This is a genomic window from Streptomyces sp. NBC_01390, assembly GCF_045040105.1.
Lineage (GTDB): Bacteria > Actinomycetota > Actinomycetes > Streptomycetales > Streptomycetaceae > Streptomyces.
Genome location: NZ_CP109551.1, coordinates 2,878,708 through 2,903,235, shown reverse-complemented (window position 1 = coordinate 2,903,235; position 24,528 = coordinate 2,878,708). Strand labels below are relative to the sequence as shown.

General features: G+C 70.4%; 24 protein-coding genes. 14 read left to right on the top strand and 10 right to left on the bottom strand.

Translation table 11 applies throughout. From position 1 onward, the window contains the following. Positions 1-242: 242 nt before the first annotated feature. The gene (locus tag OG241_RS12910; protein WP_405815407.1) at positions 243-518 is read left to right on the top strand and encodes a GlsB/YeaQ/YmgE family stress response membrane protein; all 276 of its coding nucleotides are present in this window, start codon (positions 243-245) and stop codon (positions 516-518) included. Positions 519-595: 77 nt separating this feature from the next. On the opposite strand, the gene tyrS is transcribed toward OG241_RS12910, so the two are convergent. The 3 genes from tyrS to OG241_RS12895 all read right to left on the bottom strand — a co-directional run bounded on the left by tyrS (position 596) and on the right by OG241_RS12895 (position 4,844). Beyond that, positions 596-1,861 carry a tyrosine--tRNA ligase gene (tyrS, locus tag OG241_RS12905; protein WP_405815405.1) on the bottom strand — a complete coding sequence of 422 codons (1,266 nt, stop codon included), beginning with the start codon at positions 1,859-1,861 and terminating at the stop codon, positions 596-598. A gap of 68 nt (positions 1,862-1,929) precedes the next feature. Continuing rightward, complete coding sequence (locus OG241_RS12900) at positions 1,930-3,324, bottom strand: metallopeptidase TldD-related protein (protein ID WP_405815404.1); 1,395 nt, start codon at positions 3,322-3,324, stop codon at positions 1,930-1,932. Next, the gene (locus OG241_RS12895) at positions 3,321-4,844 is read right to left on the bottom strand and encodes a TldD/PmbA family protein (protein ID WP_405815402.1); all 1,524 of its coding nucleotides are present in this window, start codon (positions 4,842-4,844) and stop codon (positions 3,321-3,323) included. Before OG241_RS12895 ends, OG241_RS12900 begins: the two co-directional genes overlap by 4 nt. A 344-nt stretch (positions 4,845-5,188) precedes the next feature. Between OG241_RS12895 and fabG the strand changes: the two genes are divergently transcribed. The 3 genes from fabG to OG241_RS12880 all read left to right on the top strand — a co-directional run bounded on the left by fabG (position 5,189) and on the right by OG241_RS12880 (position 7,233). Then, complete coding sequence (fabG, locus tag OG241_RS12890) at positions 5,189-5,908, top strand: 3-oxoacyl-[acyl-carrier-protein] reductase (protein WP_405815400.1); 720 nt, start codon at positions 5,189-5,191, stop codon at positions 5,906-5,908. 5 nt (positions 5,909-5,913) lie between these two features. After that, positions 5,914-6,681 (top strand): enoyl-ACP reductase FabI, encoded by a 768-nt coding sequence (gene fabI / locus OG241_RS12885; RefSeq protein WP_405815399.1) that lies wholly within the window; start codon positions 5,914-5,916, stop codon positions 6,679-6,681. 189 nt (positions 6,682-6,870) lie between these two features. Then, positions 6,871-7,233, top strand: coding sequence for a hypothetical protein (locus OG241_RS12880; protein ID WP_405815397.1), 363 nt, complete (start codon positions 6,871-6,873; stop codon positions 7,231-7,233). Here OG241_RS12880 and OG241_RS12875 read toward each other — a convergent pair. Then, entirely contained in the window at positions 7,208-7,897 is a 690-nt protein-coding gene (locus OG241_RS12875; RefSeq protein WP_405815396.1) for a FadR/GntR family transcriptional regulator, read from the bottom strand. The two genes, OG241_RS12880 and OG241_RS12875, sit on opposite strands and share 26 nt — an antisense overlap. A gap of 46 nt (positions 7,898-7,943) precedes the next feature. On the opposite strand from OG241_RS12875, the gene OG241_RS12870 reads away from it, so the two are divergent. From OG241_RS12870 to OG241_RS12855, 4 genes are all read left to right on the top strand, one after another. After that, positions 7,944-9,284 carry a CynX/NimT family MFS transporter gene (locus OG241_RS12870; RefSeq protein WP_405815395.1) on the top strand — a complete coding sequence of 447 codons (1,341 nt, stop codon included), beginning with the start codon at positions 7,944-7,946 and terminating at the stop codon, positions 9,282-9,284. A gap of 88 nt (positions 9,285-9,372) precedes the next feature. Then, positions 9,373-9,489, top strand: a complete 117-nt coding sequence (locus OG241_RS12865; protein WP_006380681.1) for an SGM_5486 family transporter-associated protein — start codon at positions 9,373-9,375, stop codon at positions 9,487-9,489. Positions 9,490-9,646: 157 nt separating this feature from the next. Further along, the gene (locus tag OG241_RS12860; protein ID WP_405815393.1) at positions 9,647-9,853 is read left to right on the top strand and encodes a hypothetical protein; all 207 of its coding nucleotides are present in this window, start codon (positions 9,647-9,649) and stop codon (positions 9,851-9,853) included. An 85-nt stretch (positions 9,854-9,938) separates the two neighbouring features. Continuing rightward, complete coding sequence (locus tag OG241_RS12855) at positions 9,939-10,457, top strand: SixA phosphatase family protein (protein ID WP_405815392.1); 519 nt, start codon at positions 9,939-9,941, stop codon at positions 10,455-10,457. Between the two features lie 66 nt (positions 10,458-10,523). Here OG241_RS12855 and serB read toward each other — a convergent pair whose 3' ends face one another. Together serB and OG241_RS12845 are read right to left on the bottom strand one after the other, a co-directional pair. Beyond that, a complete protein-coding gene (serB, locus tag OG241_RS12850) occupies positions 10,524-11,726 on the bottom strand; it encodes a phosphoserine phosphatase SerB (protein ID WP_405815391.1) in 1,203 nt (400 codons plus the stop codon). A gap of 105 nt (positions 11,727-11,831) precedes the next feature. Further along, positions 11,832-13,829: a streptophobe family protein gene (locus tag OG241_RS12845; protein WP_405815390.1), complete on the bottom strand. Its 1,998-nt coding sequence runs from the start codon at positions 13,827-13,829 to the stop codon at positions 11,832-11,834. Between the two features lie 242 nt (positions 13,830-14,071). Between OG241_RS12845 and OG241_RS12840 the strand changes: the two genes are divergently transcribed. Further along, positions 14,072-16,597 carry an FHA domain-containing protein gene (locus tag OG241_RS12840; RefSeq protein WP_405815389.1) on the top strand — a complete coding sequence of 842 codons (2,526 nt, stop codon included), beginning with the start codon at positions 14,072-14,074 and terminating at the stop codon, positions 16,595-16,597. An 84-nt stretch (positions 16,598-16,681) separates the two neighbouring features. On the opposite strand, the gene OG241_RS12835 is transcribed toward OG241_RS12840, so the two are convergent. The 3 genes from OG241_RS12835 to OG241_RS12825 all read right to left on the bottom strand — a co-directional run bounded on the left by OG241_RS12835 (position 16,682) and on the right by OG241_RS12825 (position 19,489). Continuing rightward, the gene (locus tag OG241_RS12835; protein WP_405815387.1) at positions 16,682-17,410 is read right to left on the bottom strand and encodes a transglycosylase SLT domain-containing protein; all 729 of its coding nucleotides are present in this window, start codon (positions 17,408-17,410) and stop codon (positions 16,682-16,684) included. Positions 17,411-17,750: 340 nt separating this feature from the next. Further along, entirely contained in the window at positions 17,751-18,797 is a 1,047-nt protein-coding gene (locus OG241_RS12830; protein WP_405815386.1) for an S-adenosylmethionine:tRNA ribosyltransferase-isomerase, read from the bottom strand. Beyond that, the gene (locus tag OG241_RS12825; protein ID WP_405815385.1) at positions 18,794-19,489 is read right to left on the bottom strand and encodes an SDR family NAD(P)-dependent oxidoreductase; all 696 of its coding nucleotides are present in this window, start codon (positions 19,487-19,489) and stop codon (positions 18,794-18,796) included. Before OG241_RS12825 ends, OG241_RS12830 begins: the two co-directional genes overlap by 4 nt. Positions 19,490-19,679: 190 nt before the next feature. On the opposite strand from OG241_RS12825, the gene OG241_RS12820 reads away from it, so the two are divergent. The 3 genes from OG241_RS12820 to chpE all read left to right on the top strand — a co-directional run bounded on the left by OG241_RS12820 (position 19,680) and on the right by chpE (position 21,856). Beyond that, complete coding sequence (locus OG241_RS12820; RefSeq protein WP_405815384.1) at positions 19,680-20,828, top strand: GAF domain-containing sensor histidine kinase; 1,149 nt, start codon at positions 19,680-19,682, stop codon at positions 20,826-20,828. Then, positions 20,821-21,459, top strand: coding sequence for a response regulator (locus OG241_RS12815; protein WP_405815383.1), 639 nt, complete (start codon positions 20,821-20,823; stop codon positions 21,457-21,459). The genes OG241_RS12820 and OG241_RS12815 overlap by 8 nt, the downstream gene beginning before the upstream one ends. 151 nt (positions 21,460-21,610) lie before the next feature. After that, on the top strand, positions 21,611-21,856 hold the full coding sequence (gene chpE, locus OG241_RS12810) for a chaplin ChpE (RefSeq protein WP_053744187.1): 246 nt from the start codon (positions 21,611-21,613) through the stop codon (positions 21,854-21,856). Between the two features lie 293 nt (positions 21,857-22,149). Here chpE and OG241_RS12805 read toward each other — a convergent pair whose 3' ends face one another. Next, positions 22,150-22,932 carry a hypothetical protein gene (locus OG241_RS12805; protein WP_405815382.1) on the bottom strand — a complete coding sequence of 261 codons (783 nt, stop codon included), beginning with the start codon at positions 22,930-22,932 and terminating at the stop codon, positions 22,150-22,152. 129 nt (positions 22,933-23,061) lie between these two features. Here OG241_RS12805 and OG241_RS12800 point away from each other — a divergent pair, with 129 nt between their 5' ends. Both OG241_RS12800 and OG241_RS12795 read left to right on the top strand, forming a co-directional pair. Then, positions 23,062-23,853: an ABC transporter ATP-binding protein gene (locus OG241_RS12800; protein WP_405815381.1), complete on the top strand. Its 792-nt coding sequence runs from the start codon at positions 23,062-23,064 to the stop codon at positions 23,851-23,853. A gap of 97 nt (positions 23,854-23,950) precedes the next feature. Further along, complete coding sequence (locus tag OG241_RS12795) at positions 23,951-24,382, top strand: NfeD family protein (RefSeq protein ID WP_405815380.1); 432 nt, start codon at positions 23,951-23,953, stop codon at positions 24,380-24,382. The last annotated feature ends 146 nt before the right edge of the window (positions 24,383-24,528 follow it).

Sequence of the window (24,528 nt, the reverse complement as noted above, 5' to 3'; positions counted from 1 at the left end):
GTTCCACCATCCACCCGCATCGGACACGCCCCGGCCCGTACCCGCACCGAACCAGGTCGGGGAACCAGGCCCGGACACTTTCCACGTTACGCCGCGCCTGCGCCGCCTACGAGACCGGGGCACCTCCCGGCGGGGTGACCCGGCTGCGCCGTACCGCGTACCGAGGTCCCCGACATGCGCCGTAGCGCGAACGGGCCGACACTGGGCGTAATGCTCACGTAGAGCCGTACGAGGAGGCATCCATGGGCTGGTTGTGGGCGATCATCGTGGGATTCGTGCTGGGTCTGCTGGCCAAGGCGATCATCCCGGGCAAGCAGCACAGCCCCCTTTGGCTGACGACCATTTTCGGCATCATCGGAGCCGTCATCGGCAACGCGATCGCACGAGGTATCGGCATCGACGAGACGAGCGGCATCGACTGGGGCCGGCACGCGCTCCAGCTCGCGGCGGCCGTCGTGATCGTGTTCCTGGGCGACATGGCGTACTCGTCGATGCGCGGCGAGAGACGGCGGGCCTAGCGGTACCGGTACGTGTGAAGGGGCGGCCCGATCGACCGGGCCGCCCCTTCACACGTACGCGTACACCTGGGGTCCGGTCAGCCGGTGACCTCCACCGCCGCGAGGTTCTTCTTGCCCCGGCGCAGGACCAGCCACCGCCCGTGCAGCAGGTCCTCCTTGGCGGGAACCGCGTCCTCGGCGGTGATCTTCGCGTTGTTCACGTAGGCGCCGCCCTCCTTCACCGTGCGCCGCGCGGCCGACTTGCTGGCCACCAGCCCGACCTCGGCGAACAGGTCGACGACCGGCCCCGCCTCGGCGACCCGGATGTGCGGCACCTCGGAGAGCGCCGCGCTCAGCGTCCGCGCGTCCAGCTCACCCAGCTCGCCCTGGCCGAAGAGGGCCTTGGACGCGGCGATCACGGCTGCCGTCTGCTCGGCGCCGTGCACCAGCGTCGTCAGCTCCTCGGCGAGCGCGCGCTGCGCGGCCCGCGCCTGCGGACGCTCGGCGGTCTGCGCCTCCATCGCCTCCAGCTCCTCCCGGGACCGGAAGGACAGGATGCGCATGTACGTCGAGATGTCCCGGTCGTCCACGTTCAGCCAGAACTGGTAGAACGCGTACGGCGTCGTCATCTCAGGGTCGAGCCAGATGGCACCGCCCTCGGTCTTGCCGAACTTGGTGCCGTCCGCCTTGACCATCAGGGGCGTCGCGATGCAGTGCGCCTCGGCGTCGGGCTCCAGCCGGTGGATCAGGTCCAGGCCCGCCGTGAGGTTGCCCCACTGGTCGCTGCCGCCCTGCTGGAGCGTGCAGCCGTACCTTCGGTACAGCTCCAGGAAGTCCATGCCCTGCAACAGCTGGTAGCTGAACTCCGTGTAGCTGATGCCTTCCTGGGACTCCAGTCGCCGGGCGACCGAGTCCTTGGTCAGCATCTTGTTGACGCGGAAGTGCTTGCCGATGTCCCGCAGGAACTCGATGGCCGACAGTCCGGCCGTCCAGTCCAGGTTGTTCACCATCACCGCGGCGTTCTCGCCCTCGAAGGACAGGAACGGCTCGATCTGCGAGCGCAGCCTGGTCACCCAGTTCGCGATCGTCTCCGGGTCGTTCAGCGTGCGCTCCGCCGTGGGGCGCGGGTCGCCGATCTGACCGGTCGCCCCGCCCACCAGGGCCAGCGGGCGCAGGCCCGCCTGCTGGAGACGGCGCATGGTGAGCACCTGGACCAGGTGACCGACGTGCAGACTGGCCGCGGTCGGGTCGAAACCGCAATAGAACGTGACGGGACCGTCCGCGAGCGCCTTGCGCAAAGCGTCCTCGTCAGTGGACAGGGACCACAGTCCCCGCCACTTCAGCTCGTCGACGATGTCCGTCACGGTTCTCGTATCTCCTTGAATGGTCTTCACGCAGTTCTACGGCAGCCGAGCGGCCACCGGCAACGAGGTTATACGCCCTGACTGACAGAGCTCATATTGAAGTCCGGTACCCGCAGCGCCGGCATCGCGGCCCGGGTGAACCAGTCGCTCCACTCCCTGGGCAGCGTCTTCTCCGTACGCCCCGCCTCGACGGCCCGCCCGAGCAGGTCCACCGGCGACTCGTTGAACCGGAAGTTGTTGACCTCCCCGCTGACCTCGCCGTTCTCGACGAGGTACACCCCGTCGCGGGTCAGACCGGTCAGCAGCAGGGTCGCCGGGTCGACCTCGCGGATGTACCAGAGGCAGGTCAGCAGCAGCCCGCGCTCGGTGTTCGCGATCATCTCCTCCAGGGACTTGTCCTCGCCCCCGTCCAGGACGATGTTCCCGATCGCCGGGGTCACGGGCAGGCCGGTCAGCCCGGCGGTGTGCCGGGAGGTGATCAGCCGGTTCAGTTCGCCCTCGCGGATCCACTCCGTGGCGCTCAGCGGCAGCCCGTTGTCGAACACCGACTGGTCGTCGCCGGAGGAGTGGGCGAGCAGGAACGGGGAGGTCTCCAGACCGGGCTCGTTAGGGTCGCTGCGCAGGGTCAGCGGCAACTCGGTGAGCTTCTCGCCGAGGCGCGTCCCACCGCCCGGCTTGGAGAACACCGTGCGGCCCTCGGCGGCGTCCCGCGCGGACGCCGACCAGAGCTGATAGATCAGCAGGTCGGCGACGGCGGTCGGCGGCAGCAGCGTCTCGTACCGTCCGGCGGGCAGCTCGATGCGCCGCTCCGCCCAGCCGAGGCGTACGGCGAGCTCGGCGTCGAGGGCGGCCGGGTCGACGTCCTTGAAGTCCCGCGTCGACCGCCCGGCCCACGCCGACCGCGTACGGTCCGGGGACTTGGCGTTCAGCTCCAGGGTTCCGTTGGGCTGGTCATGGCGCAGCCGCAGCCCCGTCGACGTACCCACATAGCTCGACACCAGCTCGTGGTTGGCGAAGCCGTACAGCTCCCGGCCGCCCGCACGCGCGCGTGCGAACGCTTCCCCGAGTGCCGGCGCGAAGTCGGCGAACACCGCGGACGACGTCTCGGCGGGCGCGTCCGTGAAGTCCGGGGACTCCGGCACACCCCCGACCAGTGCCTGGGCGTCCTCCGCGGGCCCGGCGCCGCGCGCGGCGGCCTCGGCGGCCCGTACGAGCGGTTCCAGCTCGTCGGCGGTGACGGCGGCGCGGGAGACGACCCCGGAGGCGGTGCCCTCCTTGCCGGCGACGGTGGCGACGACCGTGAGCGTGCGCCCGCGCGTGACCCCGTTGGTGGTGAGGGCGTTGCCCGCCCAGCGCAGATTGGCGGTCGACTCCTCGTCGGCGATGACGACACACCCGTCGGCCCGGGACAGCTCGAGGGCCCGCTCGACGATTTCGTGCGGCTTGATCAAACGGGCGCTCATCGACCGGCCTCCTGCGTGGTGTTAAGAATGTTGACGCCCCTGAAGAGGGCCGAGGGGCATCCGTGGGACACGGCCGCGACCTGTCCCGGCTGGGCCTTGCCGCAGTTGAAGGCGCCGCCCAGGACGTACGTCTGCGGACCGCCGACGGCCGCCATGGAGCCCCAGAAGTCGGTGGTCGTCGCCTGGTAGGCCACGTCCCGGAGCTGCCCGGTGATCCGGCCGTTCTCGATCCTGAAGAACCGCTGCCCGGTGAACTGGAAGTTGTAGCGCTGCATGTCGATGGACCAGGAGCGGTCCCCGACGACGTAGATCCCGCGGTCGACGCCGCCGATGAGGTCCTCCGTCGCCAGGCCGCCCGGGTCCGGCTGCAACGACACGTTGGCCATGCGCTGCACGGGCACATGCCCGGGCGAGTCGGCGTACGCGCACCCGTTGGACCGCTCGAACCCGGTCAGCTTCGCGATCCGCCGGTCCAGCTGGTAGCCCACCAGCGTCCCGTCCTTCACCAGGTCCCACGACTGACCGGCGACGCCCTCGTCGTCGTACCCGATGGTCGCCAGGCCGTGTTCGGCGGTGCGGTCGCCGGTGACGTTCATCAGCTCGGAGCCGTACCTGAGTTTGCCGAGCTGGTCGAAGGTCGCGAAGGACGTGCCCGCGTACGCCGCCTCGTAGCCGAGCGCCCGGTCCAGCTCGGTGGCGTGGCCGATGGACTCGTGGATCGTCAGCCACAGGTTCGAGGGATCCACGACGAGGTCGTACAGCCCAGCCTCGACACTCGGCGCCCGCATCTTCTCGGCGAGCAGCTCAGGGATCTGTTCGAGCTCGGACTCCCAGTCCCAGCCCGTACCCGTGAGGTACTCCCAGCCACGCCCCACCGGGGGCGCGATGGTGCGCATGGAATCGAACTCGCCGCTCGACTCGTCGACCGAGACGGCCGTGAACTGCGGGTGCAGCCGCACCCGTTGCTGCGTGGTGACGGTCCCCGAGGTGTCTGCGTAGAACTTGTTCTCGTGGACGGTGAGCAGTGAGGCGTCGACATGGTTGACGCCGTTGGCCGCGAGCAGCTGACCGCTCCACTCGGCCAGCAGCCCGGCCTTCTCCTCGGAGGGCACGGTGAACGGATCGATCTCGTACGACGAGATCCACGTCTTGTCGGAGTGCACCGGCTCAGCGGCCAGCTCCACCCGCTCGTCGGACCCCGCCGCCTTGATCACCTGCGCGGAGAGCTTCGCCATGGCCACGGCCTGCGAGGCGACCTTCGCTGCGGCGTCCATGCTCAGATCCACCCCGGACGCGAACCCCCAGGTCCCACCGTGCACGACCCGCACCGCGTACCCCAGGTCCGTGGTGTCCGAGGTGCCGGACGGCTTGGCGTCCCGCAGCCGCCAGGACGCGCTGCGCACCCGCTCGAACCGGAAGTCCGCGTGGTCGGCACCGAGCGCACGCGCACGTGCCAGTGCGGCGTCGGCCAGGGCGCGTAGGGGCAGCGCCAGAAATGACTGATCGACTTCGTGGGGCACGGGTGGGATCCCTTCGGAGTGCTCTCGTGCGATGGCCGTTGCACGAAGTATGTACGAGTCGACCATGCCCGTTGACTGAGTTTCGGACGCGACCGCACAGACCGGAGGACGGGCCCGGGACCGACTCCCGTGACCGCCCGCCAACGAGGAACGGAGGCAGCTCACGCACCGGGCATGGCGGACTGATCCGTACAACCCGACTGTAGGGACCCGACAGGACAAGGGGTGAGCCACTGTCGGTGCCCGAATGTCCGCTGGCGGGACGGGCCCGATAGGTTTTCGGGGAAGTCGCCTGTCAGCCGTGGTCGGACGGGTGTGGAGACAGCTAACGAAAGGGTGATCCGTTGAGCCGCTCGGTTCTCGTCACCGGAGGCAACCGGGGCATCGGCCTCGCCATCGCCCGCGCGTTCGCCGAAACCGGCGACAAGGTCGCCATCACATACCGTTCCGGCGAGCCGCCGGCCGTCCTGACGGACCTGGGCTGCCTCGCCGTCAAGTGCGACATCACCGACACCGAGCAGGTGGAGCAGGCCTACAAGGAGATCGAGGCCGAGCACGGCCCGGTCGAGGTCCTCGTCGCCAACGCCGGTGTCACCAAGGACCAGCTCCTGATGCGGATGTCCGAGGAGGACTTCACGTCCGTCCTCGACACCAACCTCACCGGCACCTTCCGTGTCGTCAAGCGGGCCAACCGCGCGATGCTGCGCGCCAAGAAGGGCCGCGTCGTACTGATCTCGTCGGTCGTCGGGCTGTACGGCTCGCCGGGGCAGGCCAACTACGCCGCCTCCAAGGCCGGCCTGGTCGGGTTCGCCCGCTCCCTCGCGCGTGAGCTGGGCTCGCGCAACATCACCTTCAACGTGGTCGCGCCCGGTTTCGTCGACACCGACATGACCAAGATCCTCACCGACGAGCAGCGCGCGGGCATCGTCTCGCAGGTGCCGCTCGGCCGGTACGCGCAGCCGGAGGAGATCGCCGCAACGGTGCGGTTCCTCGCCTCGGACGACGCCTCGTACATCACTGGAGCCGTCATCCCTGTTGACGGCGGACTGGGAATGGGTCACTGATCACCATGAGCGGAATTCTCGAGGGCAAGCGCATCCTGATCTCCGGTGTGCTCACGGAGGCCTCCATCGCCTTCCACGCCGCCAAGCTGGCCCAGGAGCAGGGCGCGGAGATCATCCTCACCGCGTTCCCCCGGCCCACGCTGACCGAGCGCATCGCCAAGAAGCTCCCCAAACCCACCAAGGTCCTGGAGCTCGACGTCACGAACGACGAGCACCTGGCCCGGCTGGCCGACCTCGTCGGTGAGGAGCTCGGCGGCCTCGACGGCGTCGTCCACTCCATCGGCTTCGCCCCGCAGGACGCCCTCGGCGGCAACTTCCTCAACACCCCGTTCGAGTCCGTGGCCACCGCCATGCACGTCTCGGCGTACTCCCTGAAGTCGCTCACCATGGCCTGTCTGCCGCTGATGCAGAACGGTGGCTCCGTCGTCGGCCTCACCTTCGACGCCCAGTACGCCTGGCCGCAGTACGACTGGATGGGCCCGGCCAAGGCTGCCCTGGAGGCCACCAGCCGCTACATGGCACGCGACCTGGGCAAGCAGAACATCCGCTGCAACCTGGTCTCCGCGGGCCCGCTCGGCTCCATGGCCGCCAAGTCCATCCCGGGCTTCGGCGAGCTGGCCTCCGTGTGGGACGCCCGGTCACCCCTGGAGTGGGACCTCAAGGACCCCGAGCCGGCCGGCCGCGGCATCGTCGCCCTGCTCAGCGACTGGTTCCCGAAGACCACCGGCGAGATCATCCACGTGGACGGTGGGCTGCACGCGATCGGCGCGTGACCGCTGCCGCTGCCGTCCAGGCTCGGCCGACATACCGAGGGCCCGCGTTCCGTTCCGGCGCGGGCCCTCGGCATGTCGCTGTGTCATCACCCGTTCGGCTCATCCGGCCGGGCGGGGGAGTGGGGTAACTGGGCACTCTGGATTACGCGTTCACCTCGCGTTCCCTCCCCATCACGAGGAGGTCCCCTTGTGCGTCTGTCCCGCGGCTTCGCCCCGCTGCTCGTCGCCGTCGCTCTCATAACGACTCTTCCGTACGAGGCCGTTCCGGCCGTTCCGCACGCGCGCGTGGACGCACGACAAGGGGAGCGGCCCGAGCCCTTCGGCTCCACCTGTTACACCCGGGTCACCGGCTCCAAGGTGACCGCGTACTGCCACAACCCCTACGTGGCCACCGACCGCGTACGTCTGCACATCGAGTGCGACCGCTGGTGGGACCTCGACAGCGACGGCTCCTCGGTCGAGGCCGGGCCCGCCCAGACGGTACGGCTCACCGGCCGCTGCTGGAAGGAGGTCCGCTCGGTGTGGGTCAGCCACCAGAAGCGGACGCCCTGAACCGGCACACGAACGGATAACCGGCCGCCTCCCTGGTAGCGGCCGTCGCGTCGCCCGCGCGGATCGCCTCGACGAGCGGGGCGTGGTCCACGTACGACTGAGGGGTCAGCTTTCCGCCCACGTCGTCGCGCAGCCAGTCCCGCAGCACCTCGCCCAGGTCCGCGTACATCGCCGTCATGACGTCGTTGTGGGAAGCGGCCACCACCGCCATGTGCAGGCTCGCGTCGGCCGTCACGAACGCCTCCGCGTCACCGGACGCCCAGGCCTCCTCCCGGCGCGCCAGAAGCGCGTCCAGCTGCTTGAGGTCCCGTTCGGTGCGCCGCAGCGCCGCCAGCTCGGCCGCGCCCGACTCCAGCGTGGACCGCAGCTCGGCGATGTGCCGGGGGTCCGCGTCGGCGAACCGGCGGTGCATCACACCGGCCAGCTCACTGGTCGCCACGACGTAGGTGCCCGAGCCCTGGCGGATGTCCAGCAGCCCGTTGTGCGCGAGGGCCCGGACCGCCTCACGGACAGTGTTCCGGGCCACTCCGAGCTGCGCGACCAGCTCGGGTTCGGTCGGAATCCGGGAGCCCACGGGCCATTCGCCCGAGGTGATCTGGTTCCGCAGTGCGGCGATGACCTGCTCGGACAGGGCCGATCGGCGGGGATGGCTCAGCGGTGGCATGGCCCATTTTCGCACGGGGGATTACAACCAATCATCCTATGATTTTATGCTGGGTGCCATGGCGAGCGACGAAACCAGGACGACGACGTCCACGACCAGGCCCGTACGCGGTACATCCGAGCCGGAGGGCGGGGGCGAGGGCGAGCGCGAGACCGGGATCACGGGCACGCGCGCGTGGCTCACCCGGCTGGTCGTCGTCGGCATCGTGCTGTCCGCCCTCAACCTCCGCCCCGCCATCACCAGCCTCGGCGCCCTTCTCGAAGAGGTGCGCGACGGACTCGGGATGAGCGGCACGACGGCCGGCGTGCTCACCTCCGTACCCCCGTTCTGCTTCGCCCTCTTCGGCGTCATGGCACCGCGGCTGGCCCGCCGCTTCGGCGCCGGCGCGGTCGTCTGCGCGGGGATGGCCGCCATCGCCGCCGGCCTGGCGATCCGGCCCTGGACGGGCACTGCGGCCGGCTTCCTGGCCGCCAGTGCGCTCGCCCTCATGGGCATCGCGGTCAGCAACGTCCTGATGCCGGTCATCGTCAAACGCTGGTTCCCGGACCGGGTCGGTTCCATGACGGGCCTGTACTCGATGGCCCTCGCCCTCGGCACCGCTGCCGCGGCGGCGATCACCGTGCCCATGACCGAGGCGCTGGGCGGGAGTTGGCAGCGGGGGCTGACCGTATGGGCGGTTCTCGCGGCGGCGGCGGTGGTTCCCTGGATCCCCCTGCTACGGGACCGGGGCGAGTCCGGGCCGGGCCCCGAGGCGTCCCCCGCGCGCGGGACGCCCGCCAAGGGGGAGGGGGACGGCGCACTGCGTATCACCCGCAGCCGTACCGCCTGGGCGCTCGCCGTGTTCTTCGGGCTCCAGGCCACCGCCGCCTACGTCACCATGGGCTGGATGGCGCAGATCTTCCGGGACGCGGGCGTCCCGGCCGACACCGCCGGACTGCTGCTCGCCGTGACCATGGCGATGGGTGTGCCCCTCGCCTTCGTCATCCCGCGCGTCGCGACCCGCCTGCCCCACCAGGGGCCCATCGTGATAGCGCTCGGCTGTTGCGGACTCCTCGGATACGCGGGCCTGTACCTCGCACCGGCCGGCGGCATGTGGGCCTGGGCGATACTGCTCGGCATAGCCAACTGCGCGTTCCCGCTGGCCCTCACCATGGTCGGGATGCGCGCCAGGACGGGCGCGGGCGTCTCCCGGTTGTCGGCCTTCGCCCAGAGCGCCGGCTATCTGATATCCATCCCCGGCCCGCTCGTCGTGGGCGTTCTCTACCAGCACAGCGGCGGCTGGGGGCTGCCGCTCGCGCTGATGGCCGGCCTGATGCTGCCGCAGATGGCCGTGGGCGTACTGGCGGGACGCGACCGCACCGTGGAGGACGAGGCGGCGGCCCGCTGACCTCACGCCCACCCGGCCCGAACCCCCGGCCGCCAGGTGCCGCCACCCCGGGGCCACGGGCGAGCGGAACGGGTGCGAGACTGGCCGTATGCCAGTGCTCGACCCGAATCCCCAGAACGGCCAGAAGAAGATGCTGCTCGTCTTCGGCTCGTTCTTCGCCATCTTCGTGATCATCGCCATCGTCGCGACGATCGCCTCACCGTGAGAGCCGTTGGTGGGGGTATCCCCACCATCCCCTAGGGGGCGAGTCTCAGGGTCAAGTGGGTGGATCTCCGGATGGGTTGAGGCCCGCCGGTTCCGTAGCTTCGAGGTGTGGCCGCGAGAGGCGGGCCACGGACCGCTCGAAGACCCACGGAGGCATTATGTCGGCCCGCACGCACTCCCGGCCCCTTCCGGCGACCACGCGTGGAGTCGACATACGGCTGCCGTGGTGGGCCCTGGTACTGCCGACGCTCGCGTTCGTCGTGCTGCTCGCGCTGATGCTGAACCCGACCGACGCACAGGCGGCGACGGGCGACCCGCTGATCGCCCACTTCCTTGAGCGGGCCCGGGATCTGGTGACGCGTTGAGCGCCGTGAACGCCCCATTCCCACCTGCGGAGCCGCCAGTCAACTCCCTGCGCCCGATGGCGTGTTTCATGCGAAGCTGGATGCCATGAGCGTCGCAGAACCCCGCAGGATCGTCCTCTTCCGGCATGCGAAAGCCGATTGGCCGCAGGTGCCCGACCATGAGCGGCCACTCGCTGACCGGGGCCGCAAGGACGCCGCCGTCGCCGGGCGCAAGCTGGCAGACAGCGGTATCCCTCTCGACCTGGCTCTCTGCTCCACCGCCACCCGGACCCGCGAGACGTGGAAGCTCGCCGTCCAGGAACTCCCACAACGGCCGAAGACCGTCTACGAGGAGCGGATCTACGAGGCTTCACCCGGCGAGCTCATCGCCCTGCTGAACGAAACGCCGGACGACGCGCAGAACGTGGTCCTGATCGGCCACAACCCAGGAGTGCAGGCCCTCACCGACATCCTGGCCGGCGAGTCCGAGGACGACCCCCGCACCAGGCTGACCGACCGAGGCTTCCCTGCGGCGGCCTACGCGGTGCTCTCCTTCACGGGCTCCTGGAAGGCCCTGGAGCCGGACACGGCGACCCTGCTCGACTTCTGGGCACCGACGGAGTAAGCCCCGGCGGCACCGACGGAGTAGGCACAGGCGCCGAAGAGTCGACGCCTGCTGCCTCCCGGCGGGCTACTCGTGGGTGTCCGCCGCCTCGACCTCTTCCCGAGTGACACCCAGCAGATACAGCACGGTGTCGAGGAAGGGGAAGTTCACCGCAGTGTGCGCGGCCTCCCGCACGACCGGCTTGGCGTTGAAGGCGACGCCGAGCCCCGCCGCGTTCAGCATGTCCAGATCGTTCGCCCCGTCGCCGATCGCCACGGTCTGATCCAGCGGAACCCCCGCCGCCGCCGCGAACCGCCGAAGCAGCCGGGCCTTGCCCGCCCGGTCCACGATCTCGCCGACGACCTTGCCCGTCAGCTTCCCGTCGACGATCTCCAACGTGTTGGCCTGGGCGAAGTCCAGCCCGAGCCGCTCCTTGAGATCGTCCGTGACCTGGGTGAACCCACCCGAGACGACGCCCACTTCGAAGCCGAGCCGCTTCAGCGTACGGATCAGCGTGCGCGCACCCGGCGTGAGCCGGACCTCGCTGCGCACCTTCTCCACCACCGACTCGTCGAGCCCCTTGAGCAGCGCCACACGCGCGTGCAGCGACTGCTCGAAGTCCAGTTCCCCGCGCATCGCGGCGGCGGTCACCTTGGCCACCTCGTCCTCGCAGCCCGCGTGCGCGGCGAAGAGCTCGATCACCTCGTCCTGGATGAGTGTCGAGTCCACATCCATGACGACCAGCCGCTGCGCCCGCCGGTGCAGCCCGGCCGCGACCACCGCGATGTCGACACCGAGTGCCGCCGCATCGGTGACCAGGGCGGTGCGCAGCGGCTCGGTCGCCACACCGGAAACGGCGAACTCGACCGCTGTCACGGGGTACTTGGCGAGCCGGAAGATACGGTCGATGTTGCCGCCGGTCCTGGTGATCCGGGAGGCGATCGCAGCGGTCGACTCGGCGGTCAGCGGATGCCCGAGCACGGTGACGACGGAACGCCCGAGCCCACGCGGCCGGTTGTCACCGAGGCCGGAGATGATCTCCGCCTGCATCTTCATCGACTCCGCCCAGCTGTGGACGGTGGCCCGGAGATCGCCTTCGATACCGGCGGCCGGCTGGGTCACGAGCGCGCACAGCACCATGCGGCCACGCGTGACGACCTGCTCGATGTCGACGACGTCCACGGAGTAGGCGGCAAGCGTGTCGAACAGACCGGCGGTGATGCCCGGCCTGTCCTTGCCGAAGATTTTGACGAGAAGGGTGGGTACGTCAGCGGTCTGCGTAGCGTTCATGGTGTTTCCACCGTATCCGGCACCCAGTGCCTCCCGCGCGCACGGTCCGCCTGACGGACGGCGAACAGTACGTTTCGCGAGGGTGGCGAAGACCTTACGGGCAGGTCAGCGCCGTCCTTTGGGCTTGCCCGGCGGCGGGGGCGGCGCAGGCGGTGGCGGCGGCGGGGGAGGAGTCCGCCTCTCCGGTACGGCCCCCGACGAACTCCCTCCCCGCCGCCCGGGCCGTCGCGGAGGCGGCGAGAGGGGCCTGGCCATGGTGGGGAGCCCGTACAGGTTCTCCGGCGGTTCCTCCCGCTCCCGCTCGCCCTCCCGCTCCCCGTCTTCCTCGCCGGAACCGGCCGATTCGGGTTCGCTGCTCCGGTCGGGCGACCACGCCTCCGTGGACGGGGCATCGGGCGCCCGGCCGCCCTCGTAGGACGACCCCCAGTGGGGCTGCCCGGCCTCGGCCGGCCGTGCGTCCTCGGGTTCCCCGAGCCCGCCGGGCAGCCGTAGATACGGATTGGTGTCGCGGTTGGGCGGCCGGTACGGCGAACCGGGCGCGTACGCACCGGCATACGGACCCTGGCCGCCGACCTGCTCCGGATGAACGCCGTACCCCGCTTCCCCGGCCGCCGTGCCTGTCACCGTGCCCGCCACCACCGCCCCGTCCGCTCCAGCCCACACGTCACCCAGTGCCAACGGCACCGCCCGCGACCCCGCCGCCCCGCTCACGTACGTCAGCAGCGCGCCGGCGGCTCCCGCTGCCGCGCCCCACACCGCACCCAGCAGCACGGCCGCGACCAGCTGCCCGCGCAGTTCGATTCCGGCGCCGAACGCGTCGAAGCCCAGCACCGAGATCGAGGCGTCCACGGACACCTCCGCCAGCCAGGCGAACAACGGCAACGCCACCGCGGTCACCACTCCCAGCCGCAACGCGCACCGGCCGGCGAAACGCAGGGCACCGGGATCCCGTACGGCGAGGGGCACCCGCCCCCTGACGTCGTGCGGCGCGACACCGCGGGCCAGCGGTGTCCGTGCCGCCGCGAGGATGCCCGCCAGCAGCATCATCAAGGCCGCCCCGACCCCCAGCAGCCACACCCGGCTGTCCAGTTCCGCCAGTCTGCCGAGGCTGACCGACTGGTCGTCCGCCGAGCTGAGGAGCCGGTCCAGGGGATCCGGGAGGACGTTCACCAGCACCCCGGACGCGCTGCCGTCGAACGGGACGAACAGACCGATCGCGACACCCAGCCAGACCCCGTTGGGGGCGCCGAGCAGAGCCGCGCCCGCGATGCGCTTGGGGTGGGCGTCGCCGATCGCCGCGTACCCGGCGGCCGCGAACCCCGCCGCGACCGCCACCAGCGCCACGGTGACCAGGGCGGAAGCCGCCGGACGTACGACGCGGTGGACCGCTTCCCAGCCGCGCGGCAGGGGAGTTCGGCGGGAGGCCAGCAGGGCGATCGCCAGGACTCCGGCCGCCCAGACCAGGCCGCCGAGCAGAGTGGGGAGCGTGTCGACGGTGAAGCCGACCGCCGCCTTCGCGTCGATCAGGTCGCCGACCCGGTCGGGCAGCAGACCGCTGATGTCACCGAGCCCCGGGATGTCGATACCGCCGCCCCCCGTGCCTCCGCCGCCGCCCGTGCCCGGGAGATCGTCGAGGCCCAGAGCGCCGCCGTCGATCGTGATGACGTCGTGCCCCGCCCAGGCCAGCCCGCCCAGGGTGGCCACGAAGAGGACGGTCACCGCACCCGCGCGCGCGAGGAGTTCGGACGGGGAGATCACCACCCCCGCCCCGCGCAGGGACCGTAGGAAGAGCCACGACAGAAGCACCGCGCCCACCAGGCCGACCCCCAGTGGCGCGATCTCGACGGCGGTCGCCGCCTCCGCTCCTTTCAGGCCGAAGGCCGACACATCACCGGACGGGGTGACCGAACCACCCGCCCCAAGGACCACAACCGCCGCGGTCATCGGCCCGAGCGAGGCCGTGGCGTCCGCCTCCAGCAGATGCAGGCCGAGTGCCGCCGCGCCCGCCATTCCGATCAATGCCCAGCTCACAGCGGAGATCGCGGAGAGCAGCACGTTCCCCCACGGCACCCTCCCGCGCTGCTCGGCCGTCTCGAAGTTCATCGTCAGCCCCCGATCCGCGCGACGGCGGTGCACCGCGCGTGTCCCCCCTCGCGTGGGACTACCACTCTCCGGGCCGGTTTCCAGCCCGTCAACGGCGCGTCGCTGTCCGCTTCCACGCCCCGCGCGCAAGGCCCGACTTTCGGTCAGGGGGCTGAGCCTGAAATAGTTCCCCACGATGTTCGACATCCCTAGACTCCCCGTGTTGGGGCAGATATTCGGGGGACAACTCAGTGGGGCATGGAGTGCCGGAACTCGTACTGGAATTGAACGGACGGACCTGGACGCTCGATTCGTCCAGGCCCTACACCCTCGGACGTGATCCGCAGGGGGACATCGTGCTCGATGACGCCAGGGTCTCCTGGCGGCACGCCACGATCAGCTGGGGCAGCCGCAGTTGGGTCATCGAGGACCACGGAAGCACCAACGGCACCTTCGTGCAGGGGCAGCGCATCCACCAGATGGAGATCGGGCCGGGCTCGGCCGTCCATCTCGGCAACGCGACCGACGGCCCGCGGCTGAGCCTCTCCAGCAGTGCCGCCTCGGTGGCGACGCCGCAGGTGGCGCAGGTGCGGCAGCAGCCGCTCGCCGCCCAGGGCGCGAGCCCCAGTTGGGCCCAGCCGCCCCAGCAGCAGACGCCGGAACAGAGCTGGCCGCAGTCCGACCCGCAGCAGCAGGCCGCCGCGATCCCACAGCAGCAGCGCCCCGGCGCGGGGGCGGTGGGGGCAGGGGCGCCGCCGGTGTACGGCGACCGCAGCCCGACCACCTTCCACCAACTGCTCCTCGGCCGGGTGATGCGCATCGGCCGCGCCCTGGAGAACGAACTGGTCGTCTCCGACCTCCAGGTCTCCCGCAACCACGCCGAGTTCCACGCGACGCCCGACGGCCGCTTCGAGATCCGCGACCTGGGCTCGCACAACGGTACGTACGTCAACGGTATGCCGATCGTCAAGGGCGGCACGGCGCTGCTCGGCCAGAGCGACATCGTCGGCGTAGGCCACTCCACGTTCCGTCTGGTCGGCGACCGTCTGGAGGAGTTCGTCGACACCGGCGAGATCTCCTTCTCGGCCCGCCATCTGACGGTCACGGTGGACGGCGGCAAGCAGATCCTCAAGGACGTCTCCTTCGGCGTCCCGGAGAAGTCGCTGATCGCGGTCATCGGCCCGTCGGGCTCCGGCAAGTCGACACTCCTGAAGGCGCTCACCGGCTACCGGCCCGCCAACCAGGGCGACGTCCTCTACGACAACCGCAACCTGTACAAGCAGTTCGCCGAGCTGCGCCAGCGCATCGGTCTGGTCCCGCAGGACGACATCCTGCACAAGGAACTGACCGTCAAGAAGGCCCTCAAGTACGCGGCCAAGCTGCGTTTCCCCGCCGACACCACGACGGAGGAGCGCGAGCACCGCATCGGGGAGGTGCTGCGCGAGCTGAAGCTCGACATCCACAAGGAGAAGAAGGTCACCTCCCTCTCCGGCGGCCAGCGCAAGCGCGTCTCGGTGGCCCTGGAGCTGCTCACCAAGCCGTCACTGATCTTCCTGGACGAGCCGACCTCCGGCCTCGACCCGGGCATGGACCGTGACGTCATGCAGCTGCTGCGCGGCCTCGCCGACGACGGCCGCACCGTCCTCGTCGTCACGCACTCCGTAGCCGAACTGGCGATCTGCGACAAGCTCCTGGTGATGGCACCGGGCGGCGCCGTGGCGTACTTCGGCCCGCCCGAGGAGGCCCTGAACTTCTTCGGCTACGACACCTGGGCCGACGTCTTCTCCGCCTTCGAGAACTACCGCGACTACGACTGGGCGGGACGCTGGAAGGGCTCGCAGCACTACCAGATGTACGCCGCGGACATCGACGCCGTCGCCCCGCAGTCCGTAGACATGCCGCCCGCACAGGCCATGCGCCCGCCCAAGCCGCAGGGCTGGGGCTCCCAGCTGATGACCCTGATCCGGCGGTACGTGACGGTCATCGCCTCCGACAAGGGCTTCCTGGCACTGACGGTGATCCTGCCCGCGGTGCTCGGCGCGGTGAGCCTGCTCATCGACCCGGACAAGACCCTGCTGCCCGGCAAGGTGGGCAGGAACGGCCTCAACATCCCGAACGGCACGGCCACCACCGTTCTCCTCATCCTCGCCGTCGGCGCCTGCTTCGCCGGGGCCGCCAACTCCGTCCGCGAGCTGATCAAGGAACGGGTCATCTACGAACGGGAGCGCGCGACCGGCCTGTCGCGCTCCGCGTATCTGATGTCCAAGGTGATCGTCCTCGGCTTCATCACGGTGCTGCAGGGACTCATGGTCGGCGCGATCGGCTTCTCCAGCCGCACGATTCCCGACGAGGGTCTGATCTTCGGCAAGTTCGTGCTGCTCGAACTCTCCATCCCGATCATGGCGCTCGGCTTCTCGTCGATGATGTTCGGCCTGGTCATCTCCTCGCTGGTGAAGACCTCCGAGAAGACCATGCCGCTGCTCGTCATGTTCGCGATCATCCAGGTCGTGTTCACCGGCTGCCTGTTCATCCTGCACGGCAACATCGGGGTCAACGAGTTCTCGTACCTGATGCCGTCCCGCTGGGCGGTCGCCGCCGCGGGCGCCACGCTGGACTTCAACAAGATCAGCCCGAACGTCGACGACCCCGGCAGCACGGACCCCCTGTGGGACCACACGGCCACCGCGTGGGGCATCGACATGGTCGCGCTGATCGCCCTCGGCGTGATCTGCGGCTTCTTCGTGGCCCGCTTCCTGCGCCGCCACGAGCCCGAGGTCATGCGCAAGTGACCGGGGCCGCACGACGGTGAAGGGCGGCACCCCCGGTGGGGGTGCCGCCCTTTCGCCTGTACGAGTCAGAGGTCCGCGCAGGCCTCAGTACGCGCCGTTGACGTTGTCGATCGAGCCGTACTTGTCGGCCGCGTAGTTGGCGGCGGCCGTGATGTTGGCGACCGGGTTGTAGATGTTCGTCGACGTACCGGACACGTGGTACGCGTTGAAGGTCGGCTGGATGACCTGGAGCAGACCGATCGACGGTGTGCCGTTCTGGGCGTTGACGTCCCAGCCGTTCACGGCGTTCGGGTTGCCCGTCGACTCCCGCATGATGTTGCGGTACAGGCCGTTGTACGAGCCCGGGATGCCCTTGTTCGCCATGATCGCGAGGGACTCACGGATCCAGCCGTCGAGGTTGTTGGCGTACGTCTTCGTGGCGGCCTTCTTGAGCGCGGCTCGCTTGGCGGACCGGCTCGCGGCCTGCTTCGCCTTGCGGGCCTTCGCGGCCTTCGCCGCGGCCTTCTTCTTGGCGGCGGCCTTCTTCTTCGCGGCGGCGGCGTCGACCGCCTTCTTCTTCGCCGCGGCGGCCTCGGCCTTCACGGTCGCGCCGGCCAGCTGGTCGGTGACGCTCGCCTTCACGTCCTTGAGCTGCTCCTGGCTGAACACCACAGGAGCGGCGGAGACGGCCTCGGAGGTGGTCCGCTCGTTGCTGCTCGGCACGAGCGTGAACGCGAGGGCGGCGGCACTGAGCGTGGCGGCAGCGGCGATCGCGAGCCTGCGGGTCCTGGTCGACATTCGACTATGACCAGAAGTGGTGGTGTTCTCGGGCATGGCGGTGGGACCTCTTCGAATAGCGCGGAGGTCGCTCGGCGTCCGGGGGACAGGCGTGCTTCCGGCACAAACGCCGCGGGCGGAACCCGCGGCGCTGAGCGACGGCTGCCATTCTTAGCGGCCGCAAAATGCTGTGGCAAAGGTGTGACGTACTACGGGGGGTAGTGGACCCGTGAAGGGCAAAATAGGACAGACCGGAGCGTCTTTCCCGCTCACCGGGTGGACGTTTGTCTCCTATCTCCTCTAGTACGTGATGTGTGTCCTATGTGCGGGCTCACACGGGCCGCACCTGCCTCTCACCATTAGTTGCGAGAGCAATGCTCAGCGTGAGGAAGCTGTCTCAGGTCTCCGCCGGAAGGAGGAGATGCACGTCCCCGAACTCGTGCCACAGGTACCGCTCACGCAGCGCCTCCTCGTACCCCCGGTCGATCGCCGCGCGCCCCGCGACGGCCTCCAGCATCAGCAGATGCGACGCCTCCGGCTCGTGCAGCCCCGTCAGCAGCCCGTCCACGACCCGCACGCCCCGCCCGGGCGTCACCACCAGGTCGGTCCACCCCTCGGCCGCCCGGACGACACCGTCAGGCCCGGTCGCGGACTCCACCGCCCGCACAGCCGTCGTACCGACCGCCACGACCCGCCCGTCCCCGGCCCGAACAGCGTTGATCAGCCGCGCCGAGGCCTCCGGCACCGCGAACCGCTCCGGATACGGCCGCTCGTGCGCCTCCGTCGACGCGACCCCGGTGTGCAGCCTGACGGGCGCGAACTGCACCCCGCGGCTCACCAGCTCCGTCACCAACCGCGCGGTGAAGGGCCGCGCGGCACTAGGCATCTCCGCGCTGCCCGCTCCGTCGCGGGACGGCAGCGCGAACACCGTCTGATACACGGACAGCGGCTGATCCCGTTCCGTATAGGAGTAGCGAATGGGCCGCCCGTGCTCCCGCAGAAGAGGCAGCACCGGCCCGCTCACCCGCGCCCACCAAAGCCGGCCACTTCCCGCGACCAGCGGTTCCTCGAGCACCAGCCCCACACCTCCGGCCAGCCGTACCGCCGTCCCCGGCGCACCCGCACGCACGCGCGTGGTGCCCGTTCCATCGGGATCCCGCAGCTCGACGGCCCACCGCCCGTCGTCCCCGCGCGTGGAGAAGTGCACCACCACGCGCGCGTGCCCGGCCCGTCCGTCCACGGCCGCGGCCAGCGTCGACGACGTGTTGACGACGAGCAGATCCCCGGCCCGCAGCTGCCGGGGCAGCTCGGCGAACCCGTGATGCGACACCGCGGTCCCCCGCGACACGAGCAGTCGTACGTCGTCCCGGTCCAGCCCCGGCCCCCGCTGCTCGACCGGCACCCGCGCCGACAGCTCCTCCGGCACCTGTACGGCCAATGTCATCGCGCCTCCAACAGGGACGGCGCCGAGTACCGCCCACTGGCCGGCCGCTCGTCCAGCAGCCGCAGAAAAGCGGGGACGACACTGCCCGGCTCCGGCCGCGGATCCTCGTCCTCGGGTACGGCCGCCGCGTACAGGTCCGTCCCCATGTCCCCGGGATCGACCGCCCAGACCCGCAGCCCCGGCTCCTCCTCCCCGAGCACCGCCGCCAGCTGGTCCAGGGCCGCCTTGGAAGCCCCGTAGCCGCCCCACGTCTCGTAGGCCTCGGCCGCCGCGTCCGAACTGACGGCGATCACCGTCCCGGCCCCCGACTCCCGCAGCAGCGGCAGCGCCTCCTGGACCAGGCCCAGCGCGGCCACCACATTCACCTCCAGCGCCCGCCGCAGCCCCTTCAGGGACAGCCCCTCCAGCCGTACGAGCGGTTCGGCGCCCAACGCGCTCGCGTTGCTCACCAGGAGATCGACGCCGCCCAGTTTCCGCGCCGCAGACACCAGCCCGGCACGGTGACCGGCGTCCGTGACATCACCGGGGAGGGCCTCCACCCGCCCTCCGTACGCGGACAGCGTCTCGGCGGTGGAGTGCAGGACTTCCGGGGTCCTCGCGTCCAGTACGAGATCCCAGCCGCGTCGCGCCAGCGCCGAGGCCAGCGCCCGCCCCAGTCCCTTGGAAGCCCCCGTGATGATCGCAACCGGCATGACAGCGTCCCCTTGTTCTCGGCTCGGCTGCCGGTGATCGGCAGCACACCCAACGTAGGAACGGGACTGGCCCGGCCGCCTCGTGCGTCGGCCGCAATACACCGGGGCCCTTCGCCCTAGGCCCAACGGCCCAGGCAGGGCCGCCACAGGTCGGATACGCGCTGTCACACCCCGCCGGTACCGTGAGGGCATGAGTCAGGGATCCCGGTCCGGCCTGGCCGCGGTGAGCGCCGCGCTGCTGGCCATGAGCAGGCACCTGGAGGTGCGCGACGTCCTCAAGACGATCGTCGCCTCCGCCAGAGAGCTGCTCGACGCGCGGTACGCGGCGCTGGGAGTCCCGGACGACCACGGCGGCTTCGCCCAGTTCGTGGTCGACGGTGTCAGCGACGCCCAGTGGAAGGCCATCGGCCCCCTCCCGCGCCAGCACGGCATCCTCGCCGCGATGCTGCACGAGGCCAGGCCCGAGCGACTGGCCGACGTCCGCCAGGACCCGCGCTTCGAGGGCTGGCCGTCCGCCCACCCCGACATGTCGGACTTCCTGGGCCTGCCGATCCGGGACGGCGACGAGGTGCTCGGCGCCCTGTTCCTGGCCAACAAGCGGTGCGCGAAACCGACCGGCGGCTGCGGTTTCACCGAGGACGACGAGGACCTCCTCGCCATCCTGGCCCAGCACGCGGCGATCGCCCTGACCAACGCCCGCCTCTACGAGCGCAGCCGCGAACTGACCATCGCCGAGGAACGCTCACGCCTCGCCCACGAGCTGCACGACGCGGTCAGCCAGAAGCTGTTCTCCCTGCGTCTGACGGCCCAGGCCGCCGCCACCCTCGTGGACCGTGACCCCGCCCGCGCCAAGGGCGAACTGCAGCAGGTGGCAGTGCTCGCCGCGGAGGCCGCGGACGAACTGCGCGCGGCGGTCGTGGAGCTGCGCCCCACCGCGCTGGACGAGGACGGCCTGCTCGCCACGCTCCGCACCCACATCCAGGTCCTCGACCGCGCGCACTCCGCGCGCGTGACCTTCGACAGCCACGGAGTCCGCGCCCTGCCGGCGGCCCAGGAGGAGGCTCTGCTGAGAGTCGCCCAGGAGGCCCTGCACAACGCGCTGAGGCACTCCGGGGCGGCCCGGGTGGAGGTGACCCTGGAGAGGCGCGGCCAGGGCGGCACCGCCCTGCGCGTCACCGACGACGGCAGCGGCTTCGACCCGACGGCGATACGCAACGCCGGACGCCACCTCGGCCTGGTCTCCATGCGGGACCGGGCGAGCGGGGTCGGCGGCCGGCTGGACGTGGAATCGGTCCTCGGAAAGGGCACCACGATCGAGATGGAGGTCCCCGGTGGCTGACGCGATCAGGGTTCTGCTCGTCGACGACCACCAGGTGGTCCGGCGGGGCCTGCGCACGTTCCTTGAGGTGCAGGACGACATCGAGGTCGTGGGCGAGGCCTCGGACGGCGCCGAGGGAGTCGACCGCGCGCAGGAACTGAAACCGGACGTCGTCCTCATGGACGTCAAGATGCCGGGCATGGACGGCGTCGAGGCGCTGCGCAGACTCCGCGAACTCGACAACCCCGCGCGCGTGCTGATCGTCACGAGCTTCACCGAGCAGCGCACGGTGGTCCCCGCACTGCGCGCGGGCGCCGCCGGATACGTCTACAAGGACATCGACCCGGACGCCCTCGCCGGCGCCATCCGTTCCGTGCACGCGGGACACATCCTGCTCCAGCCCGAGGTCGCCGACGCGCTGCTGACCCAGGAGGAGACCCACCCGGGCCAGGGAAGGGGCGGCTCACTCACCGAGCGGGAGAGGGAGGTGCTGGCGCTGATCGCGGACGGCCGCTCGAACCGTGAGATCGCCCGCGCCCTCGTGCTGTCCGAGAAGACGGTCAAGACGCATGTCTCGAACATCCTGATGAAACTCGACGTGGCGGACCGCACCCAGGCGGCGTTGTGGGCGGTACGTCACGGTATGGCCTGATGGCCGGCAACACGGAACGTTCCCTTCCGGGCTGAGATTCATACCGTCGTGGGAATGTCCCTCGGATGGCGCATCCTTCGTGGATCTCCGGCGTTCTTCAGTGCGTGCTGCGGCGACCTGCCGCGGTGAACGCAAATGGGAGGGCTCAGACATGAAGAACCTGAAGAAGGCCGCTGCTGTGACGATGGTGGCGGGCAGCCTGGTCGCCGCCGGTGCCGGTTTCGCCTCCGCCACGGAGGGCGCGCACGCCAACGGCCAGGCCGTCGGCTCGCCGGGCGTCGCCTCCGGCAACCTCATCCAGGCCCCGGTGCACATCCCGGTGAACGTGGTGGGCAACAGCGTCAACGTCATCGGCGCCTTGAACCCGGCCTTCGGCAACCTCGGCCTCAACCACTGAGAACCCGCAACACCGAGTTCCTGAGGCCCTGACCTCCGGCCTCCCGGCTCACCCCCGGGAGGCCGGTCGGGGCCTCCGCCTCTCAGCCGGGGCGACACCTCACCAGCGCCGTCGGCAGCTTTCCAGCGTTGACGGTGCCCTTTCAGCATTGGCGGTGCCCTTTTCAGCCCAGGCCCGCATCTCCAGCCCGTCCGGCGCTTGAGGACAAGGCCCGTTCAGGGCCGGAGCGGGGGCCTGGGGGCGGCAGCCCCCAGCGAGGCCCACACCAACTCCCCGCACGGCAAAGCCCAACCTCACCGCACCCCCCGCTCCTCCACAACGGAGTTGTACGCCGCGACCTGCGCCCGCCGAGCCGTCCGCTCCACCGGTCGCAACGCCTCCGCCCGCGCCGCGATCTCCGACGCGCTCACCGCCCCGCCGGGCCCGTTCTCGGACGCCACCGAGACCAGCAGCCCCACCCGCTGCGCCAGCTCCAACACCCGTACCGCCCGCGGCGGATACCCCGGCGCCAACACCTCGCGCCCCCGCTCCGCCCGCGCCCGGTACGCGTCGATCGCCGCCTCCGCGACCGGCCCCGACCCGGCGACGTCCAACCGCGCCAACACCGCCGTCGCGTCCCGCAGCGCCTCGGCCAACTCCCGCTCGGCCTCCCCGAGGGACGGCACGTCGGCGGGCGGAGCCTCCCGCACCGGCAGACAGTGCCAGACGACCTCGATGTGCACGTCCCCGGCCGGCCCGGCCTCGTACACCTCCGGCACCAACCCCAGCGCGGCGCCCTCGCAGATCACCGCCTCCTCCGCCTCCAACGCCCGCGCGTTGAACTCGGGGGGCCCGCTCAGCCCGAGCGGATGCCCGGGCGCGGGCAGCGCGAGCCGAAGCCCGGACGCACCGAGCGCCCGCAGCCGCCCCAGCGCGAGCGTGAGACCGACGGGCGCCGACTCACCGGGCATCCCCTCGACCCGGTGCACGGCGTCCTCCCCGACGATGGCCAATACCGCGTCGTCCGGCGAAACAAGTCCGGCCAACAGGGCATTTCCCCATGCGGCCAGTCGTCCTGAGCGTGGTTCCGAAAGCATGCCCCCCACCCTAAGGACCGACCGAGGGGAGGGACCGGCCGACCGGTGGCGTAGATTTCGTGGGGGGCTGCGCCCACAGGCGCCCACGACGTGAGACTGGCCGACACTGCAAGGGGAGACAACCCGCTCATGAGCGATGTTCTGGAGCTGGAGGACGTATCCGTGGTCCGCGAGGGCCGGGCTCTGGTGGACCAGGTCTCCTGGTCGGTCAAGGAGGGCGAACGCTGGGTCATCCTCGGCCCGAACGGCGCCGGGAAGACGACCCTCCTGAACCTCGCTTCCAGCTACCTCTACCCCAGCCAGGGCACCGCCACCATCCTCGGTGAGACCCTCGGCAAGGTCGACGTCTTCGAACTGCGTCCACGCATCGGCATGGCCGGCATCGCCATGGTCGAGAAGCTGCCCAGGCGCCAGACCGTGCTCCAGACGGTGCTGACCGCCGCGTACGGCATGACAGCCGGCTGGCAGGAGGAGTACGAGGACATCGACGAACGGCGTGCCCGCGCCTTCCTCGACCGCCTCGGTATGAGCGACTACCTCGACCGCCGCTTCGGCACCCTCTCCGAGGGCGAGCGCAAGCGCACCCTCATCGCCCGCGCCCTGATGACCGACCCGGAGCTGCTGCTCCTCGACGAGCCTGCCGCGGGCCTCGACCTCGGCGGTCGCGAGGACCTCGTACGCCGTCTCGGCCGTCTCGCCCGTGACCCGATCGCCCCTTCGATGATCATGGTCACGCACCATGTCGAGGAGATCGCCCCGGGCTTCACCCACGTTCTGATGATCCGGCAGGGCAAGGTGCTCGCCGCCGGCCCGCTGGAGCTCGAACTCACCTCCCGCAACCTGTCGATGTGCTTCGGCCTTCCCCTCGTCGTCGAGCAGCGCGGCGAACGCTGGACCGCACAGGGCCTGCCGATGGCCTGACGGCACACGAACCACCATGTGGAACAACTGGAAGAACCCTGTGCCAAGTTGATCGGCGCACTGTCGGTGACCAGGCCCGCGGACCTACCATGACGATGTGAACGACATCGACGCATGGGTGTGGTGGCTCGTCGGCGCGGTGGCGCTGGGGATCCCGCTCGTGGTGACCGCGATGCCGGAGTTCGGCATGCTCGCCGTGGGCGCGCTGGCGGCTGCCGGCGCGGCCGGACTCGGCGGCGGAGTGGTCGTCCAGGTGCTCTTGTTCGCCGTCGTGTCGACCGCGCTCATCGCCGTCGTACGGCCCATCGCGGCTCGGCAGCGCGCGGACCGGCCCCAACACCTCTCCGGAATCGACGCGTTGAAGGGCAAACAGGCCGTAGTCCTGGAACGTGTCGACGGCGCCGGTGGCCGGATCAAGCTTGCCGGAGAGATCTGGTCGGCCCGCTCCCTGGACACCCAACTCGCCTACGAAGTAGGCCAGGAGGTGGACGTCGTCGAGATCGAGGGGGCCACGGCGATCGTCATGTGACATCCGCACGGCGCAAGTGATCGGAACGTCCCACAGGCACCCGACGGTCTGGCACACTCGACCAGCAAGATCTTCGACAAGCAAGATCTTCAACAGGCATACGATCTTTCCGTAAGCGCCACGGCGGAGAAGGGTACGGGGATCCA

Bases quoted from the DNA above. Each gene is read 5' to 3' on its own strand.
- OG241_RS12910 (WP_405815407.1), top strand. From the start codon at position 243: ATGGGCTGGTTGTGGGCGATCATCGTGGGATTCGTGCTGGGTCTGCTG.
- OG241_RS12900 (WP_405815404.1), bottom strand. From the start codon at position 3,324: ATGAGCGCCCGTTTGATCAAGCCGCACGAAATCGTCGAGCGGGCCCTC.
- fabI (WP_405815399.1), top strand. From the start codon at position 5,914: ATGAGCGGAATTCTCGAGGGCAAGCGCATCCTGATCTCCGGTGTGCTC.
- OG241_RS12875 (WP_405815396.1), bottom strand. From the start codon at position 7,897: ATGCCACCGCTGAGCCATCCCCGCCGATCGGCCCTGTCCGAGCAGGTC.
- OG241_RS12870 (WP_405815395.1), top strand. From the start codon at position 7,944: ATGCTGGGTGCCATGGCGAGCGACGAAACCAGGACGACGACGTCCACG.
- OG241_RS12865 (WP_006380681.1), top strand. From the start codon at position 9,373: ATGCCAGTGCTCGACCCGAATCCCCAGAACGGCCAGAAGAAGATGCTG.
- OG241_RS12860 (WP_405815393.1), top strand. From the start codon at position 9,647: ATGTCGGCCCGCACGCACTCCCGGCCCCTTCCGGCGACCACGCGTGGA.
- OG241_RS12855 (WP_405815392.1), top strand. From the start codon at position 9,939: ATGAGCGTCGCAGAACCCCGCAGGATCGTCCTCTTCCGGCATGCGAAA.
- serB (WP_405815391.1), bottom strand. From the start codon at position 11,726: ATGAACGCTACGCAGACCGCTGACGTACCCACCCTTCTCGTCAAAATC.
- OG241_RS12845 (WP_405815390.1), bottom strand. From the start codon at position 13,829: ATGAACTTCGAGACGGCCGAGCAGCGCGGGAGGGTGCCGTGGGGGAAC.
- OG241_RS12835 (WP_405815387.1), bottom strand. From the start codon at position 17,410: ATGCCCGAGAACACCACCACTTCTGGTCATAGTCGAATGTCGACCAGG.
- OG241_RS12830 (WP_405815386.1), bottom strand. From the start codon at position 18,797: ATGACATTGGCCGTACAGGTGCCGGAGGAGCTGTCGGCGCGGGTGCCG.
- OG241_RS12825 (WP_405815385.1), bottom strand. From the start codon at position 19,489: ATGCCGGTTGCGATCATCACGGGGGCTTCCAAGGGACTGGGGCGGGCG.
- OG241_RS12820 (WP_405815384.1), top strand. From the start codon at position 19,680: ATGAGTCAGGGATCCCGGTCCGGCCTGGCCGCGGTGAGCGCCGCGCTG.
- chpE (WP_053744187.1), top strand. From the start codon at position 21,611: ATGAAGAACCTGAAGAAGGCCGCTGCTGTGACGATGGTGGCGGGCAGC.
- OG241_RS12805 (WP_405815382.1), bottom strand. From the start codon at position 22,932: ATGCTTTCGGAACCACGCTCAGGACGACTGGCCGCATGGGGAAATGCC.
- OG241_RS12800 (WP_405815381.1), top strand. From the start codon at position 23,062: ATGAGCGATGTTCTGGAGCTGGAGGACGTATCCGTGGTCCGCGAGGGC.